Source organism: Streptosporangium sp. NPDC049078, assembly GCF_040648855.1.
GTDB lineage: Bacteria > Actinomycetota > Actinomycetes > Streptosporangiales > Streptosporangiaceae > Streptosporangium.
Genome location: NZ_JBEZEL010000006.1, coordinates 396,528 through 411,098, shown reverse-complemented (window position 1 = coordinate 411,098; position 14,571 = coordinate 396,528). Strand labels below are relative to the sequence as shown.

Genomic DNA, 14,571 nt, shown 5'->3' with positions numbered 1-14,571 from the left:
TGGGCGGCGGCGAAGTCGCGGACGTCGGGGAGATCGGGAAGGCAGAAGGCGAGTTCGGCGACGGCGGCGCCTGCGGGGATCATCCGGGAACGGCCGCCACTCGCCGTGAAACGAGCGGGACGAACACCGTCCTCGTTCACCCGAGATCCGCCTCCCCTGTTCCCGTTCGCCGTTGTCCTCAGCATCCGGGATCCATTCAAACGCACCTTACGCCACGTCCGTTGTCGCCGACTGGGGTGCCCCGCAACGGGCGGTCTATTCAGCATTCGGCGACAAGTTCCTCACGGAGCTGGTCAAGCACCTTCCGCAGGATACGGGACACGTGCATCTGGGAGATCCCGAATTCCGCCGCTATCTCGGCCTGGGTCATGTTGCCGAAGAAACGCAGCAGGAGGATGTTCTTCTCGCGCTCCGGCAACTTGTCGATCAGCGGCTTGACCGCCTCGCGGTCCACGAGCGTGCCCAGAGCGTCGTCCTCGTCGGGGATCACGTCGCCCAGCGCGCCCGCGTCGTCGTCGGCGCCGAGGGGGGCGTCCAGTGAGAGCGCGCTGTAGGCGGCGGAGGCGTCGAGGGTGAGCAGGACGTCCTCTTCCGAGATCTTCATCTTCGTGGCCAGCTCGGCGACCGTGGGGGCTCGGCCGAGGTCCTGGCTGAGGTCCGCGACCAGGCGGTTCAGCTCGGCCCTGCGCTCCTGGTAGACGCGGGGAACGCGGATGGCCCAGGTGCGGTCGCGGAAGTGGCGCTTGACCTCACCGGTCATGGTGACCACGGCGTAGCCGCGGAAGGGGTGCCCGAGGGTCGGGTCGAAGCCGTTGATGGCCTTCATGAGCCCCACGTACGCGGCCTGCAGGAGGTCCTCCATCGGCTCGCCGCGGTAGCGGTAACGGCGGGCGATCTCCATGGCGAGGTGGCGGTGCATCTCGACGATGCGCTCACGCAGGCGCTCGGCGCGGTATTCGGAGATCTCAGGCAGGGACATCTCGGCGAGGAGGTCCTCAGCGGTCATGTCGGTGATTTCGAGTGCCTGAACAGACATTGCTGCTCCCTGGTATTACTGTCGGGCGAGCCGACCACGGAAGCAACATCCGGGCAGACGGCATCGCCTCGACCAATTTTCGAGGCGAGGCCCTCTGCTGGACCTCTGGGTTCCAGTATTCCCCCGAATCCAGGAGTATTACTCGCCCCCAGGTAACAGTAAGGTTGCTAATCGAATGGCACGAGGAGGCCCTGAGTGACGGTGTCGGAGAACGGCGAGAGATCGGCAGCTCTGACTCTCACGTCGGCGCTGGTCAGTGGGATCAACGTGATCCGGGTGACGGGTCTGCTTGACGCGACGACGAGGGATCAGTTCGCCGACTACCTGGCGGCGGAGACCGGCGAGCACGGTCTCGACATGGCGCTGGATCTGAGCGGTGTGACCTTCATGGACTCGCGCGCGCTGGGACTCATCGTCCACCACTGGCAGGTCAGCACCACCGCGGGCGCCAAGTTCGCCCTCATCGGGGTGGAGTACGCCAAGACCAAGGTGATGTGGATCACAGGGCTGGCCCAGCGGCTGCCCCTGTACGACACGATCGACGAGGCGATCGCCGCCTTTGGATAGCCCGTTTTCCGCACGTGCCGCCTTGTCGCGGATCGGCCGTGTCCGAGGAGGCGGGGCGGGTCACCGCCCGGGTTCGGGCAGGGGCACGTGCGGAAGGCGGAGCCGACCGGTGACGGCCCCCCGGTGCTCTCCCGACGATCCCGGGCCGGCCGCCGGCCGCCGGAAACCGCCCCCCACCGGGCCCTCAGCCCTCTTTCTTCTTCGTCTCGCGGTTGCGCTGGTGCTCCTCGACCAGCAGCTTGGCCAGGTCCGCGACCTTCACCTGGTGGTGCTGCGAGATTCGGCGCAACTCGTCGAAGGCGGCCTCGGCCGAGCAGCCGCTGGACTTCATGATGATGCCCTTGGCCTGGTCGATGATCGCCCGGCCCGCGAGAGCCTCCTGCATCTGGGCCGCGTCGGTGCGGACCTCGTCGTAGTCCCACATGTTGGCGAGGGCCACACCCACCTGCTCGGCGAGCATGTCGGCGAGCGGAGGGACGTTCCTCGCCGCGAAGACACCGGGACGCACCCCGTACATGCCGAGGACCAGGACGGCGTGCTCGATGACGATGGGCATCGCCAGGACCGAGCGGACGCCGCAGCGTACGGCCATGCCGGCGTAGGCGGGCCAGCGGGGCTCGTGCAGGACATCCTGGACGATCACGTGGCGCCCGGTGGCGCGGGCCTCGGACGAGGGCCCCTCGCCGATCTCCCCCTCGCTGTCGAGCAGGACGATGAGCTCGCTGTGGGAAGCTGAGACGACCATCCGTTCCTGTCGCCAGAGCTCGGCGGAGCCGCCCGCGCAACCGGGCACGCCGCCTGCGAGAGTGGCTGTGAGACCGCGCAGCACGCTCTCGCTCGACGTTTCCTCGCTCACCCTGCCGAGGGCCGCGAGGTCCCGGGCGAGAACGGGGGTGACCATGTCCATCTCGCGACTCCCCTCCCCTGTGTCGCTAACTTAACCACTATCCGACCGCGCATCGATTCGGCCCACCGGGTGGCGTACCGTCTACGACGGGACCAGTCCACTCCGGCCCCTGACGAGGACGAGCATTGACCGACGCCATTGGCCTTCAGACCCTGGAGCAGGCGCTGAACGCGCTGACCACCAGGATCTCCTCCCTGCGCGAGGCGAAGTCCGCCTACCCCGCCGACCCCCGGTCCACACTCGACGCGGCGCTGGCGGAGCTCGACACCGCCCGTGAGCTGCTGGACGCCTCGGTGCGCGAGCTGCGCAAGGCGCCCAAACGGTCGGGGGAGCGGGAGAGCGGGTCACAGCGGGAGCTCAAGCTGTTGCGGCAGGTGTTCCGCACCTTCCCCATCCCCGTGGTGGTGCTGGACGCCTCCGGGGTGGTGCGGCGGATCAGCGCCGAGACCTCCCGGATGCTCGGCAGCCCGGCGGGATACCTGATCGGCCGCTCGTTCCCGCTGTTCGTCGACGTCTCCCGGCGGGCGGCGTTCCGCTCGCACCTGACGGCGGTCCAGCAGGGCGGCCAGACCGCGACCCTCCAGACGCGGCTCGCCCACCAGGGCCGCGCGCACACGGTTCAGCTGGCCGTCACCCGGCTGACGATGCCGGGAGAGCCGCAGGAGATGGTCGCGGTCATGATCCTGCCGCTGGAGGCGCAGGTGGCGGGCCCGCCGCACGGCCCGGCCGACCGCTCGGACGCCACCCTGGTCATGGCCGCGGCGCGCCGGCAGGAGCTGCTGTCCAGGATGACCCGCCTGCTGCTCGACGAGGAGAGCCTGCGCCAGCCGGTGACCGTCACCAGGGCCGCACGGCTGCTCGCCGCCGAGTGGGCCGACTGGGTGATCGCCGACGTGGTCCGCGACGGCATGCCCAAACGTGCCTGCGTGCTGGGCCCGAGCGACAAGCCGGTGACCCAGCTGCTCCGCCTCGCCGAGGGGATGAACCCGCTGACCGCTCCGGCCGTCGCGCACGTGCTGACCGGCGGCTCCGGCGTGGTGCACGAGATGCTGGAGGACGACAGGCTGCTCGGCGACGTTCCCGGTGGCCCGCCGCTGCTGCGGGTGATGGGCGCCGCCTCGGTGCTGATCGTGCCGATCGGCGGCGAGAGCGGCGTGCTGGGAGCCCTCACCCTGGTGCGGCTGCGCGACCGCGAACCGTTCTCGCTCGCCGATCTGGGGCTGATGGAGGAGATCGGCGCCCACCTGGGGCTCGCGCTGCGCGCGCGGCGCAGCTTCCAGACCCGTTCCCGGGCGGCCGACGCGCTGCGGACCAGCGTGGTGCCCAGGAGCCTGCCGGACATCCCGGGATTCGAGGCCGCGGCCATCTACAACGCGGGTTCCAGCCCGGTCGGCGCCGAGTTCTACGACGTCTTCCGCGTCGGTGACGGATGGGGTTTCGCCCTCGGAGGGGCCGCGGGCAAGGGTGAGGAGGCCGCGTCGGTCAGCGCCATGGTCCGCAACGGCCTGCGCGTGCTCAGCGTCTGGGAGACCGACCCCGGCGAGGTGATGCGCAAGCTGAACCAGGCCCTGACCGCCCAGCACAACGGCATGTTCGTGATGGCGGTGACCGGGTTCATCAAGGCGCGCAGGATCAGGCTGGCCAGCGCGGGGCACCACCCGGCCGCGCTGCTGCTGCCCGACGGCGGGGTCCGGTTCACCGCGGGGGGTGGCGTTCCGCTGGGCATCGCTCCCGAGGCGGAGATGTTCACCGAGGAGCTCACCCTGGCCTCGGGCCAGACCCTGGTCTTCTACTCCGACGGCCTGGTCGCCTCGCAGAACGAGCTGGGTGAGTCCTACGGCGAGATCAGGCTGGCGGACGTGCTGGCGCGCTGCGTGGCGCAGTCCCCCGCCGAGATCGTCAAGACGGTGGAGGAGGACCGGCACGCGTTCTCCGGCGGGAGGGTCTGGGATGAGATCGTGATCCTCGCTCTTCGCGTCGTATGAGCCGGATAACCGGTCGAATTCGGTACGGACAGCCGGGCGAACGCCTCGACATCCCCCTGACCGGGGAGAACGCGGGAGCCGATCACACGTCCTGAGCTCCGGGGCCGAGGAGTCGCGGCAGCGCGGGACGCGTCGGGAGGCCCGGCTTCGCCTCAGGGGTTTGGCTTCTGCGCGGATCGGGGTATGGTTGACCTCATACAGACGTGTGCCTAAGACGCAGGCACCCCTGAAGGAATCACAGGCTCTTTATGCCTATCTCCTCCCAGAGGTGTGCCGTGAACATTGCATTCGTTTCCTCCGAGGCTCTCTCCTCCACCCAGGACGAGTCCGACCTCGCCGCCCAGCGCGCTCACCTGATGGCAGTGGCCCGTGAGCTCGGCCGCGAGCACAAAGTCACGATCTACACCCGCAGGAACTCCGACTCGGAGAAGGCCAGGGTTCGCGTGTCGCAGGGCGTCACGCTGGAGAACCTGACCGCCGGCCCCGCGCAGGACCTTCCGGAAGACAGCGTCCTGCCCTACCTGTCCGACCTCGGCGACCAGCTGATGCACCGCTGGGGACAGGACCGCCCGGACGTCATCCACGCGCACTCCTGGACCGGCGGGCTCGCCGCGATCGCCGGAGCGAACGGCCTCAACGTCCCGTTCACCCAGACCTTCAGCAGCGAGAACTCCCACGACGCCAAGAAGGTCCGGCTGCAGCGGGCCATCGGGCGCCGGGCCAGCGCGGTGATCGCCGGGTGCGGTGACGAGGAGAGCTCGCTGATCCGGCTGGGCGTGCCGCGCCGCAACATCTCGGTCATCCCGTGCGGCGTCGACGTCGAGCGGTTCCGTCGCCAGGGTCCGGCCGCCACGCGCGGCAACCGCCCCCGCCTGCTGCACGTGGGTCCGCTCACGGCCGACAAGGGCGTGCACACCGCGCTCCGCGCGCTGGAGGGCATTCCCGACGCCGAGCTGATCATCGCCGGTGGTCCCGCGTCCGTGGACCTGGAGCACGACGCCGAGGCGCACCGCATGATGCTGCTGGCCAAGGAGATCGGCGTCGACGACCGGATCACCGTTCTCGGGCACGTCCCGCACTCCTCGATCGCCAAGCTGATGCGCAGCGCCGACGTGGTTCTCTCCCTTCCCAGGGAGGCCCCGGCGGGCGTCGTGGCGCTGGAGGCCATGGCCTGCGGCGTCCCCGTCATCGCCTCGGCCGTGGGCGCCCACCTCGACTCCGTGGTGGACGGGGTGACCGGCCTGCTGGTGCCCGCCGACCGCCCGGCGCAGACCTCCCGTCTGACCCGCGAGCTGCTCGCCGACCCGACCCGCCGCACCGCGCTCGGCTTCGCCGGTGCCGACCGCGCCCGGTCCCGCTACTCCTGGGAGCGGATCAGCCAGGAGCTCGTCCACGTCTACGAGACCGCGCTCTCCGGCTCCGCCCGCTGACCGCGTCCGCCGCGCCGGCCTGGCACCGCGGGCCACGCGGAACACGCTCCGAGACCGGGGATCCCTTCGAAGGGGTCCCCGGTCTTCGCGTGTCGGGCCCGTGTGCACAAGCGTGACCTACAGGGTGCCCTCGGTGGCGTTCGACGTGTCGCGCTCGCGCTCGCGTGCACGGGGGTGACGGCTCACGGCGGGTACGTGCGACGTCTACGACCGGGCCACGCGACGGTGCAGGACGACGCCGAGGCCGCTGGCGGCCAGCAGGACGACCCCGGCCAGGACCAGGATCACCGCACCGCCCACGGCGCCGTCCGTCCAGTCCCAGACCGCCTCGGGGACCGCGAGCGTCAGCCCGGCCACGCCACTGACGATCAGCACCCAGGTGCGCCACCGCCGGTACAGGGCCAGGCAGGCGAGCGCGATCGCCGCGGTCAGCCAGTATCCCCAGGCGCCTCCGTCCCACAGGACGGGCCACTGACCGCCGAAGAGCGCGATCGCCGCCCCCATGCCCAGGCCGAGGTCGCGCGGGACGAGCACCCCGGCCAGGGCGGCCGTCAGGATGAGCAGGCCCAGCGCGACATAGGCCAGGCCCCAGCCCGCGCCCTCCCGCCCGGCGAGGACGTCCAGCAGGCCGGTCACCGTGACCAGCGCGAAACCGCCGCAGGCCAGCAGGCCGATCGCGGTGGGCAGCAGCGCGTAGGCCGTCGCCGCGACCACCAGCCCGGCCACCCCGGCGACGAGACCCTCGTGGCGGTCGACCACCACCCCCGCGCACAGGGCCGCCGTGGCCGAGCCCAGCGCGGCGAGCGTGGCCGCGACCCTGCCCTGCACGGCGGCCGTCCTGCCGGTCGCCGACCGCGCCGCCGCGCCGAGCCCCACGGCCACCGCGAGCAGGAGGACCGTGACCACGGCGAGGACCGCGATCCTCGCCGGCTGGGTCATCCGGTCCCAGCCCAGGCCGACGAAGGCCGCGGCACCGGCCAGGACGAGTGCGCCGCCGACGTACGCGAGGATCTCGCTCCACCTGACCCGGTCGTCGGCCCCCGGCTCACGCAACGCCTCGCCGACGGCGCGGGCGACCGGCTCCACCTGCTCGGGGCGGAGCTCGCCGGACTCCACCAGGCCGGCCAGTGCTCGCCGTACGGCGTCAACGTCGTTCATGTGCGGAATCGTGGCACAGCCTGACCCGGACGGCACCCCCCGAACCAGTGGGACGTATGCGAAAACGAAATACCTCTGTTACTGGAGTGCGATTGTTGCTTTGATGTCCCCATGTCGATTCGTGGCACGTTCCTGGGCGTTCTGGCCGCCGCCCTCGCCCTCTCCTCGCTGCCCGCGACGGGGGCGGCCGCGCGGACGGACCCGTCCACCCCGCGCGGGTGGGGCAGCCCGATCCTGGTGGAGAACTTCAACGGCACCCGCGTGGACGACCGCAAGTGGGTCGTCTACCACTCCCCCGGCGCCGAGACCAACCCGCGCACCGGGCGGGCCTCGACCGTGGGCGGCGGCGTCCTGCGGCTCAAGGGCGGCTTCTACGGCGGCAGGGACCTGTCGGGGGGCATCGCGACCCGCGGCGCCCAGCGGTACGGGCGCTGGGAGGTGCGGCTGCGCGCCGAACGCGGCGCGGGCTACACACCCGTGGCGCTGCTCTGGCCGTCCGACCAGGGGGGCGGCGAGTACGCGGAGGTCGACTTCGCGGAGATCATCGATCCGAGCCGCAGGTCGGGCGGGATCTTCGTGCATCGCGGCGACCGGCCGCAGGCCCAACGGCAGATGAGGGCCGACTTCACCCGGTGGCACACGGTCGCGGTCGACTGGCTGCCCGGACGGCTGACGTTCTGGCTGGACGGCAGGAAGGTGTGGGACTACCGGGGGCCGAACGTGCCGAGGAGCCGCTCCATGCACCTGACGCTCCAGAACGACGTGACGTGCAACCAGTGGTCGCCGTGCCGTAACGGCTCCACTCCTCCGACGGTCAGCATGTACGTGGACTGGGTGAAGATCTACCGGGCCCCCGTCTGACGGGACCCGGGGCTCAGAGCAGGCGGGCCGCCTTGAGGGCGAGGTGGACCAGCAGGCGGTCCTCGCCGTCGGCGAGGTTCCTGCCGGTGAGCCGCTCCGCCTTGGCCAGCCGGTAGTAGAGCGTCTGGCGGTGCACGCCGAGCGCACCGGCGGTCTCCTGGACGTGACCGGCGCGGTCGAGGTAGCCCTCCACGGTCCTGGCCAGCTCCGGGTCCTCGGCCAGCCCGGCGACCTCTTCCGCGAGCTCCCGCAGCCCCGCCGGTGACATGCGGGCGAGCAGCCGGTAGACGCCCAGTTTTGGCCAGGTGGCGACGGGCGCGAGCGCGGGCACCCGTCCGGCGACGCCGAGCGCGTGCACGGCCTCCCGCCAGCTTCGCCAGGCCTGCGCGGGCTCGTCCCTGGGTGCGCCGACGCCCACCACCGTTCCGTACATGCCCTGGATCCGGTCGGCCAGTTCCCCCGCCTGGCCCGCCGGGGCCAGGAGGGCGACCAGTGGCTCGCCCCGTACGGGAAACGCGGGGTCGGCGAGCACGGCGCGCGGGAGCGTCCAGAGGGCGGCGACCCGGTCCGGGGAGACGCGGGCGGCGATCGCCGCCACCGGGCCGCGCACGTCGTCCAGCCGTGTCAGTGCCCGGGAGCGTTCCTCGGCGTCGGAGGAGAACAGCTCCCGTAGGTTCGCACCCAGGTCCTGACGGCTGCGGGCCTCCTGGGCGAGGACGGTGGCTGCCCTGGAGACCAGGTCGCCGACCGAGGCGAGGACCTCGTCACCGAGTGTGCCGTCGTCGAGGAGCCACAGGTAGCCGTAGGTCACCTCGTGGTGCCGCAACGGCACGCACACCCGCGCGAGGACTCCCAGGTCGGCGTCGGCGGGGATGCGTACGGGGCCGCGTGCCCCGGCGATGCCGTACCCCTCGAAGTAGGCGCGTACCTGGTTCGTCGCGCGGCGTCGCAGAATGGACTCCTGGCGCACCACGTCGATGTCGCCGCTCTGCGCGGCGTAGGCCAGGAGCTGGAAGGCCCGGTCCTCCAGGGTGGCCGAGGCGCCGAGCCTGGTGGCGATCTCGTCTACCGTCTCCTGCAACACCCCACCATTGTCATACATGTGTATGAAAGCCCCGCCCGTCGATCGTGGCAGATGCACATGATGGCCGGGCGAACGGAGGTTTTAGGCTGGAAACATGTTCGGTTCTCTCCTTCTCGGCGCGTCCCGGTCGCCGCTGGTACGGCGCGCGGTCTCCGGCGTGCCGCTGACCCGCAAGGTCGTCGATCGTTTCGTCGCGGGCGAGACGCCTCGGGAGGCGGTCGAGGCGATCCGCGGGCTCGCCGCCTCCGGACTCGCCGTCACCGTCGACCACCTTGGCGAGGAGACGAGAGACTCCGCCGCCGCCGCCCAGACGGCCGGCGCGTACGTCACGCTGCTCGGCGCGCTGGGCGGGCTGGGGCTCGGTGACCGGGCCGAGGTGTCGGTGAAGCTCTCCGCGGTCGGCCAGGCGCTCGGCGCCGACGGCGACAAGATCGCCCTGGAGAACGCGCGGCGGATCTGCGAGGCGGCCGGCGACTGCGGGGCGAACGTCACCCTCGACATGGAGGACCACACCACGGTCGACTCCACGCTGGAGACCCTGCGGGCCCTGCGCCTGGACTTTCCCTCCACCGGTGTCGCCGTGCAGTCCTACCTTTTCCGCACCGAGGCCGACTGCCGCAACCTCGCGCACGAGGGATCGCGGGTGCGCCTGGTCAAGGGCGCCTACGCCGAGCCCGCCTCGGTGGCGCATCAGAGCAAGAACGAGGTCGACAAGGCCTACGTGCGCTGCCTGCGGATCCTCATGTCGGGGGCGGGCTACCCGATGGTGGCGACGCACGACGACCGGCTGATCTCGATCACCGAGACGCTCGCCGACCGGTTCTCCAGGTCCCGCGGCGACTACGAGTACCAGATGCTCTACGGGATCAGGGCCGACAAGCAGCTCGCCCTCGCCGGGGCGGGTCACACCGTGCGTGTCTACATCCCGTACGGAGACGACTGGTACGGCTACTTCATGCGCCGCCTGGCCGAGCGTCCGGCGAACATCGCCTTCTTCCTTCGTGCCCTTGGAGGCAACTAATGGATGCCATCTCCACCGTTCCCGCCCCGGTCAACGAGCCGGTGCTCGGCTACGCGCCCGGCAGCGCCGAGCGTACGGCGCTGGAGAACCGCGTCAAGGAGCTCGCCGGCGCCCAGCTGGACCTGACGATGACGATCGGCGGCGAGCAGCGGATGGGCGGCGGGGCCCCGATCGACGTGGTCCAGCCGCACAACCACGCCTCCGTGCTGGGCCGCATGGCGGACGCGAACGCCGACGACGTGCGCGCGGCGATCGACGCCTCGCTCGCGGCCGCGCCCGCGTGGCGCGCCCTGCCGTTCGACGAGCGGGCCGCGATCTTCCTGCGGGCCGCCGACCTGCTGGCCGGCCCCTACCGGCAGACGCTGAACGGCGCGACGATCCTGGGCCAGTCCAAGTCCGCGCAGCAGGCGGAGATCGACGCGGCCTGCGAGCTGATCGACTTCCTGCGCTTCAACGTGGACTTCGCGCGGCGGCTCCTCGCCGACCAGCCGGTCTCCTCGCCCGGCGTGTGGAACCGGATGGAGTACCGGCCGCTGGAGGGCTTCGTCCTGGCGATCACGCCGTTCAACTTCACCGCCATCGCGGCGAACCTGCCGTCGGCTCCCGCCCTGATGGGCAACGTCGTCGTCTGGAAGCCCTCCCCCACCCAGCAGTTCTCCGCGCACTTCACCATGCGCCTGCTTGAGGAGGCGGGGCTCCCGCCGGGTGTCATCAACATGGTGACCGGCAACGGCGCGGCCGTCTCCGAGGTCGCCATGACCCACCCCGAGCTGGCGGCCATCCACTTCACCGGCTCCACGCCCACCTTCCAGCACCTGTGGTCCACGGTCGGCGCGAACATCGCCTCCTACCGGTCCTATCCGCGCCTGGTCGGCGAGACCGGCGGCAAGGACTTCGTGCTCGCCCACCCCTCGGCCGACCCCGCGGCGCTCACCACGGCGCTGATCCGCGGCGCGTTCGAGTACCAGGGGCAGAAGTGCTCGGCCGCCTCCCGCGCGTACGTGCCGCGCTCGGTCTGGTCGGTGATCCGCGACGAACTCGTGGGCACCGCCGAGTCGCTCACCGTCGGCGACGTGGCCGCGGACCTGTCGACCTTCATGGGCGCGGTCATCGACGAGCGGGCGTTCGCCAAGCACAGGGCCGCGATCGACCGGGCCCGCTCGCTCGACTCGATCAACGTGCTGACCGGGTCGTACGACGACTCGACCGGCTACTTCGTGAGGCCGACCATCCTGGAGTCGGCCGACCCCACCGACGAGATCTTCGTCAAGGAGTACTTCGGGCCGATCCTCGGCGTGCACGTCTACGACGACGCGGACTTCGACACGGTCCTGGACCAGATGGAGGGCGTCTCCCCGTACGCGCTGACCGGTTCGATCATGGCCCAGGACCGCTACGCGATCGCCTCGGCCTCGGAGCGGCTGCGCTTCGCGGCGGGCAACCTCTACATCAACGACAAGCCCACCGGCGCGGTCGTCGGCCAGCAGCCCTTCGGCGGGGGCCGGGCGTCGGGCACGAACGACAAGGCCGGGTCGATCCTCAACCTGACCCGCTGGGTGAGCGCCAGGACCGTCAAGGAGACCTTCGCCCCGCCGACCGACCACCGCTACCCGCACCAGGGCTGACCTTTCCCGGACGGTCGGCAGGAGCCCGACCTGACGACGGCGGAAGAGGGCGGTGCCGGGACTCGGATTCACGAGTCCCGGCACCGCCGTCCTCTGTCGGTCGGCTTCGACGTGAGGCCGACGGGTAGGAAAGTTCCAGGAGGCGAGGGGCGAAGGTGCCTTCGGACACGGCCGATCCTGCGATCCTTCGGTAAAGCGGATGATCGTGTCGCAGGGATGTGAGAGATGGAAGGGGCCGCCAAGGTGAGTGAGCGCGTGTCGGCGGTGGCGTGGCGGTGAAGCCCTCTCCCGGCCCCGAGCGGATGCTGGTGGAGTTGCTACGGGCCAGTCACCTGGCGGCTCTGGAGCAGATTCCGGGCCTGGTCGCGGAGCACGCCGTGTCCGCGGGCCTGGCCGAGGTGCTGATCTACCTGGCGGATCTGCAGTGCAACGTGCTGCGTCTGTTGACCGGTGAGGGCCACGGCGGCAGGGAGGTCGCGAGCACGGCGGCCTGCGAGTTGCGCATCGACGCGACCCTGGCCGGGCGGGCCTTCCAGGAGATGCGGATCCTGGTCGGCGTCGGCGAGGGCACCGAAAGGGACACTGACGAGGACACCGACGGGCCGCAACGGTGGTGGGTGCCGCTGTTGAACGGCGTCGAACGCATGGGGGTGCTGCGCATCGGCGTCGAGGCCGCCGCCGACGCGCAGATCCAGGACAACATGCGGGACCTGGCGTCGCTGGTGGCGCTGTTGCTGGTCGACAAGCGTCCCTACAGTGACTCCTACGCCCGGCTGGTGCGTACCCGGCCGATGCACGTGGCCGCGGAGATGCAGTGGACGTTGATGCCGCCGCTGACCTTCGCCGATCGGCGGGTGACCATCGCCGCGGCGCTGGAGCCTGCCTACGAGGTCGGCGGGGACGCCTTCGACTACGCGCTGGCCGGCGAGGTGGCGCATCTGGGGATCTTCGACGCGATGGGGCACGATGTCTCGGCGGGGCTGAGCGCCAACCTGGCGGTGGCCGCCTGCCGCAACAGTCGTCGTCATGGTGCCGGCCTGGCGGCGACCAGTGAGATCATCGAACAGGTTCTGATCACCGAGTTCGGTCAGGCCACCCGTTTCGTCACCGCGATCCTGGGTGATCTGAACACCCGCACCGGGGTGTTGTCCTGGGTCAACCGGGGTCATCATCCGCCGGTGGTGATCCGCGGCGGCCGCTGGGTCGCCACACTGGAATGCCCTCCGGCCACCCCGATGGGACTGAACCTGGGCACGGAGATCACGATGTGCCGTGAACAGTTGGAGCCCGGGGACCGGGTGGTGTTCTACAGCGACGGCATCACCGAGGCCCGCAACGCCGCCGGCGAGGAGTTCGGCCTCGACCGGTTCGTCGACGTCATCATCCGCCGCACCGCCGACGGCCTGCCCGTTCCCGAGACGCTGCGCCGCCTGATACGCGGCGTGCTGGACTACCACGACGATCGCCTGCAGGACGACGTCACGGTATTGCTGGTGGAATGGCACGGCGACGCCCACGAGCGGCTGCACCTGTGAACAGGAGAGCTCTCCCCCGCCGTCGGACCACCGCTACCCGCACATGGGGTGATGTCGCGCGGCCCGATCGGCATCGGCCCGATCTCAAGAAGCGCGACCGTCTTCGAACAGGCCGCGAGAAGCGGTGACGCCCGGGTTTCGCATCCGAAACCCAGGCGTCACTCGTTTCCGGCTACAGCGGGGGCATCGCCCCCATCGCGGTGAGCCGTCCGTGTTCGGTCCGTACTCGGCCGCAGGACGTGACTACACCGGGCAGGAGAGCGTGCTGGTGGCGCAGCAGCCGATGCTGATGAAGTGCTCCGTCCGCGGCTCGCGGCCGCCGACCAGCTCGTCCAGGTTGATCTCCCCGGCGGGGTGGGCCAGGTCGGCGGTACGGGCCTGCGGGTTCTTCCACTGACGGATCAGCTCGTTGTCGGACATCACATGTCTCCTTCGTCGAGATTCGTTGTGGGTGGGACACGGGGGCCGGTCCGGCACGGGGACCGGGCCGGCCGCCCTTGGTGACCGCCGGACACGACCTCGGGTCGGTTCCGTGCCTCCTAGCAGAGGTCCACGGTGCAGCACTTGTGCGAGATCACCGGAGGCCAGGTCTCCTGTGGCATGCCGCCGACGACGCGCGCGAGGTGCTCGTCAAGGTCGATCTCGCCCGCGGGGTGGACCAGGCCGGCGGAACGAACCTGTGGGTCCTTCCACTGACGGATCAGCTCGTCGCCGGACATCTCGCGCCTCCTTCTCGCACGCGACCGCGAGTCAGCAGTAGTAGCCGGTGGCGCAGCAGCCCCAGGAGGCGATCCCCTCGGTGGCGGGCTCGCGGCCGCCGACCAGCTCGTCCAGACTGATCTCCCCGGCCGGGTGGACCAGGTCGGCGGAGCGGGCCTGCGGGTTCTTCCACTGACGGATCAGCTCGTTGTCGGACATCTCACAACTCCTTGGTGTAGGCCGCAGGGATCAGCAGAAGATGCCGGTGGGGCAGCAGCCGTAGGAGATGGCGTACTCGGTCCGCGGCTCGCGGCCGCCGACCACCCGGGCGTCGTCCAGGGCGATCTCCCCGGCCGGGTGAGCCAGGTCGGCGGAGCGGACCTGCGGGTTCTTCCACTGACGGATCAGCTCGTTCTCGGACATGACGTCACTCCTTCATGGGATTCGATGTTGTGGAAAACTCCGGCCGAACCGGCGCGGAGACGGGCCGAGGCCCCTTCGTGGTGAAGCGGGTCAGAAGTCGCCGCCGCACCAGATGCCGGTGGGGCAGCAGCCGTAGGAGATGATGTACTCGGTCCGCGGCTCGCGGCCGCCGACCACCCGGGCGTCGTCCAGGGCGATCTCCCCGGCCGGGTGAGCCAGGTCGGCGGAGCGGACCTGCGG

15 protein-coding genes are annotated in these 14,571 nt (G+C 70.7%); 7 read left to right on the top strand and 8 right to left on the bottom strand.

The annotated features are described in order from the left end of the window. Positions 1-259 precede the first annotated feature (259 nt). Positions 260-1,036 carry a SigB/SigF/SigG family RNA polymerase sigma factor gene (locus tag AB0B90_RS12900; RefSeq protein WP_350947029.1) on the bottom strand — a complete coding sequence of 259 codons (777 nt, stop codon included), beginning with the start codon at positions 1,034-1,036 and terminating at the stop codon, positions 260-262. Positions 1,037-1,231: 195 nt separating this feature from the next. Here AB0B90_RS12900 and AB0B90_RS12895 point away from each other — a divergent pair, with 195 nt between their 5' ends. Then, the gene (locus AB0B90_RS12895) at positions 1,232-1,603 is read left to right on the top strand and encodes an STAS domain-containing protein (protein ID WP_350947028.1); all 372 of its coding nucleotides are present in this window, start codon (positions 1,232-1,234) and stop codon (positions 1,601-1,603) included. 184 nt (positions 1,604-1,787) lie between these two features. On the opposite strand, the gene AB0B90_RS12890 is transcribed toward AB0B90_RS12895, so the two are convergent. After that, on the bottom strand, positions 1,788-2,510 hold the full coding sequence (locus AB0B90_RS12890; RefSeq protein WP_350947027.1) for a GAF and ANTAR domain-containing protein: 723 nt from the start codon (positions 2,508-2,510) through the stop codon (positions 1,788-1,790). A 125-nt stretch (positions 2,511-2,635) separates the two neighbouring features. Between AB0B90_RS12890 and AB0B90_RS12885 the strand changes: the two genes are divergently transcribed. Continuing rightward, entirely contained in the window at positions 2,636-4,495 is a 1,860-nt protein-coding gene (locus tag AB0B90_RS12885) for a SpoIIE family protein phosphatase (protein WP_350947026.1), read from the top strand. 275 nt (positions 4,496-4,770) lie between these two features. After that, positions 4,771-5,925, top strand: a complete 1,155-nt coding sequence (locus AB0B90_RS12880) for a glycosyltransferase (protein WP_350947025.1) — start codon at positions 4,771-4,773, stop codon at positions 5,923-5,925. Positions 5,926-6,129: 204 nt separating this feature from the next. Here AB0B90_RS12880 and AB0B90_RS12875 read toward each other — a convergent pair whose 3' ends face one another. Beyond that, entirely contained in the window at positions 6,130-7,083 is a 954-nt protein-coding gene (locus tag AB0B90_RS12875) for a hypothetical protein (RefSeq protein WP_362922509.1), read from the bottom strand. A 111-nt stretch (positions 7,084-7,194) separates the two neighbouring features. On the opposite strand from AB0B90_RS12875, the gene AB0B90_RS12870 reads away from it, so the two are divergent. After that, positions 7,195-7,944, top strand: a complete 750-nt coding sequence (locus tag AB0B90_RS12870) for a glycoside hydrolase family 16 protein (RefSeq protein ID WP_350947023.1) — start codon at positions 7,195-7,197, stop codon at positions 7,942-7,944. A 13-nt stretch (positions 7,945-7,957) separates the two neighbouring features. On the opposite strand, the gene AB0B90_RS12865 is transcribed toward AB0B90_RS12870, so the two are convergent. Next, positions 7,958-9,028 carry a helix-turn-helix domain-containing protein gene (locus AB0B90_RS12865; protein ID WP_362922506.1) on the bottom strand — a complete coding sequence of 357 codons (1,071 nt, stop codon included), beginning with the start codon at positions 9,026-9,028 and terminating at the stop codon, positions 7,958-7,960. 94 nt (positions 9,029-9,122) lie between these two features. Here AB0B90_RS12865 and AB0B90_RS12860 point away from each other — a divergent pair, with 94 nt between their 5' ends. The 3 genes from AB0B90_RS12860 (at position 9,123) to AB0B90_RS12850 (ending at position 13,209) form a co-directional block, all read left to right on the top strand. Next, positions 9,123-10,049, top strand: coding sequence for a proline dehydrogenase family protein (locus tag AB0B90_RS12860; protein WP_362922504.1), 927 nt, complete (start codon positions 9,123-9,125; stop codon positions 10,047-10,049). Beyond that, positions 10,049-11,674, top strand: a complete 1,626-nt coding sequence (pruA, locus tag AB0B90_RS12855; protein WP_362922502.1) for an L-glutamate gamma-semialdehyde dehydrogenase — start codon at positions 10,049-10,051, stop codon at positions 11,672-11,674. Before AB0B90_RS12860 ends, pruA begins: the two co-directional genes overlap by 1 nt. Positions 11,675-11,976: 302 nt before the next feature. Continuing rightward, a complete protein-coding gene (locus tag AB0B90_RS12850; RefSeq protein WP_350947122.1) occupies positions 11,977-13,209 on the top strand; it encodes a PP2C family protein-serine/threonine phosphatase in 1,233 nt (410 codons plus the stop codon). A gap of 243 nt (positions 13,210-13,452) precedes the next feature. Here AB0B90_RS12850 and AB0B90_RS12845 read toward each other — a convergent pair whose 3' ends face one another. The 4 genes from AB0B90_RS12845 to AB0B90_RS12830 form a co-directional block, all read right to left on the bottom strand. After that, a complete protein-coding gene (locus tag AB0B90_RS12845) occupies positions 13,453-13,629 on the bottom strand; it encodes a hypothetical protein (protein ID WP_350946859.1) in 177 nt (58 codons plus the stop codon). 119 nt (positions 13,630-13,748) lie between these two features. Then, positions 13,749-13,928: a hypothetical protein gene (locus AB0B90_RS12840; protein WP_350948279.1), complete on the bottom strand. Its 180-nt coding sequence runs from the start codon at positions 13,926-13,928 to the stop codon at positions 13,749-13,751. A gap of 31 nt (positions 13,929-13,959) precedes the next feature. Next, entirely contained in the window at positions 13,960-14,127 is a 168-nt protein-coding gene (locus tag AB0B90_RS12835; protein WP_350948278.1) for a hypothetical protein, read from the bottom strand. 30 nt (positions 14,128-14,157) lie between these two features. Next, positions 14,158-14,331, bottom strand: coding sequence for a hypothetical protein (locus tag AB0B90_RS12830; RefSeq protein ID WP_362922499.1), 174 nt, complete (start codon positions 14,329-14,331; stop codon positions 14,158-14,160). Positions 14,332-14,571: the final 240 nt, after the last annotated feature.

Bases quoted from the DNA above. Each gene is read 5' to 3' on its own strand.
- AB0B90_RS12900 (WP_350947029.1), bottom strand. From the start codon at position 1,036: ATGTCTGTTCAGGCACTCGAAATCACCGACATGACCGCTGAGGACCTC.
- AB0B90_RS12890 (WP_350947027.1), bottom strand. From the start codon at position 2,510: ATGGACATGGTCACCCCCGTTCTCGCCCGGGACCTCGCGGCCCTCGGC.
- AB0B90_RS12875 (WP_362922509.1), bottom strand. From the start codon at position 7,083: ATGAACGACGTTGACGCCGTACGGCGAGCACTGGCCGGCCTGGTGGAG.
- AB0B90_RS12870 (WP_350947023.1), top strand. From the start codon at position 7,195: ATGTCGATTCGTGGCACGTTCCTGGGCGTTCTGGCCGCCGCCCTCGCC.
- AB0B90_RS12860 (WP_362922504.1), top strand. From the start codon at position 9,123: ATGTTCGGTTCTCTCCTTCTCGGCGCGTCCCGGTCGCCGCTGGTACGG.
- pruA (WP_362922502.1), top strand. From the start codon at position 10,049: ATGGATGCCATCTCCACCGTTCCCGCCCCGGTCAACGAGCCGGTGCTC.
- AB0B90_RS12850 (WP_350947122.1), top strand. From the start codon at position 11,977: ATGCTGGTGGAGTTGCTACGGGCCAGTCACCTGGCGGCTCTGGAGCAG.
- AB0B90_RS12845 (WP_350946859.1), bottom strand. From the start codon at position 13,629: ATGTCCGACAACGAGCTGATCCGTCAGTGGAAGAACCCGCAGGCCCGT.
- AB0B90_RS12840 (WP_350948279.1), bottom strand. From the start codon at position 13,928: ATGTCCGGCGACGAGCTGATCCGTCAGTGGAAGGACCCACAGGTTCGT.
- AB0B90_RS12835 (WP_350948278.1), bottom strand. From the start codon at position 14,127: ATGTCCGACAACGAGCTGATCCGTCAGTGGAAGAACCCGCAGGCCCGC.
- AB0B90_RS12830 (WP_362922499.1), bottom strand. From the start codon at position 14,331: ATGTCCGAGAACGAGCTGATCCGTCAGTGGAAGAACCCGCAGGTCCGC.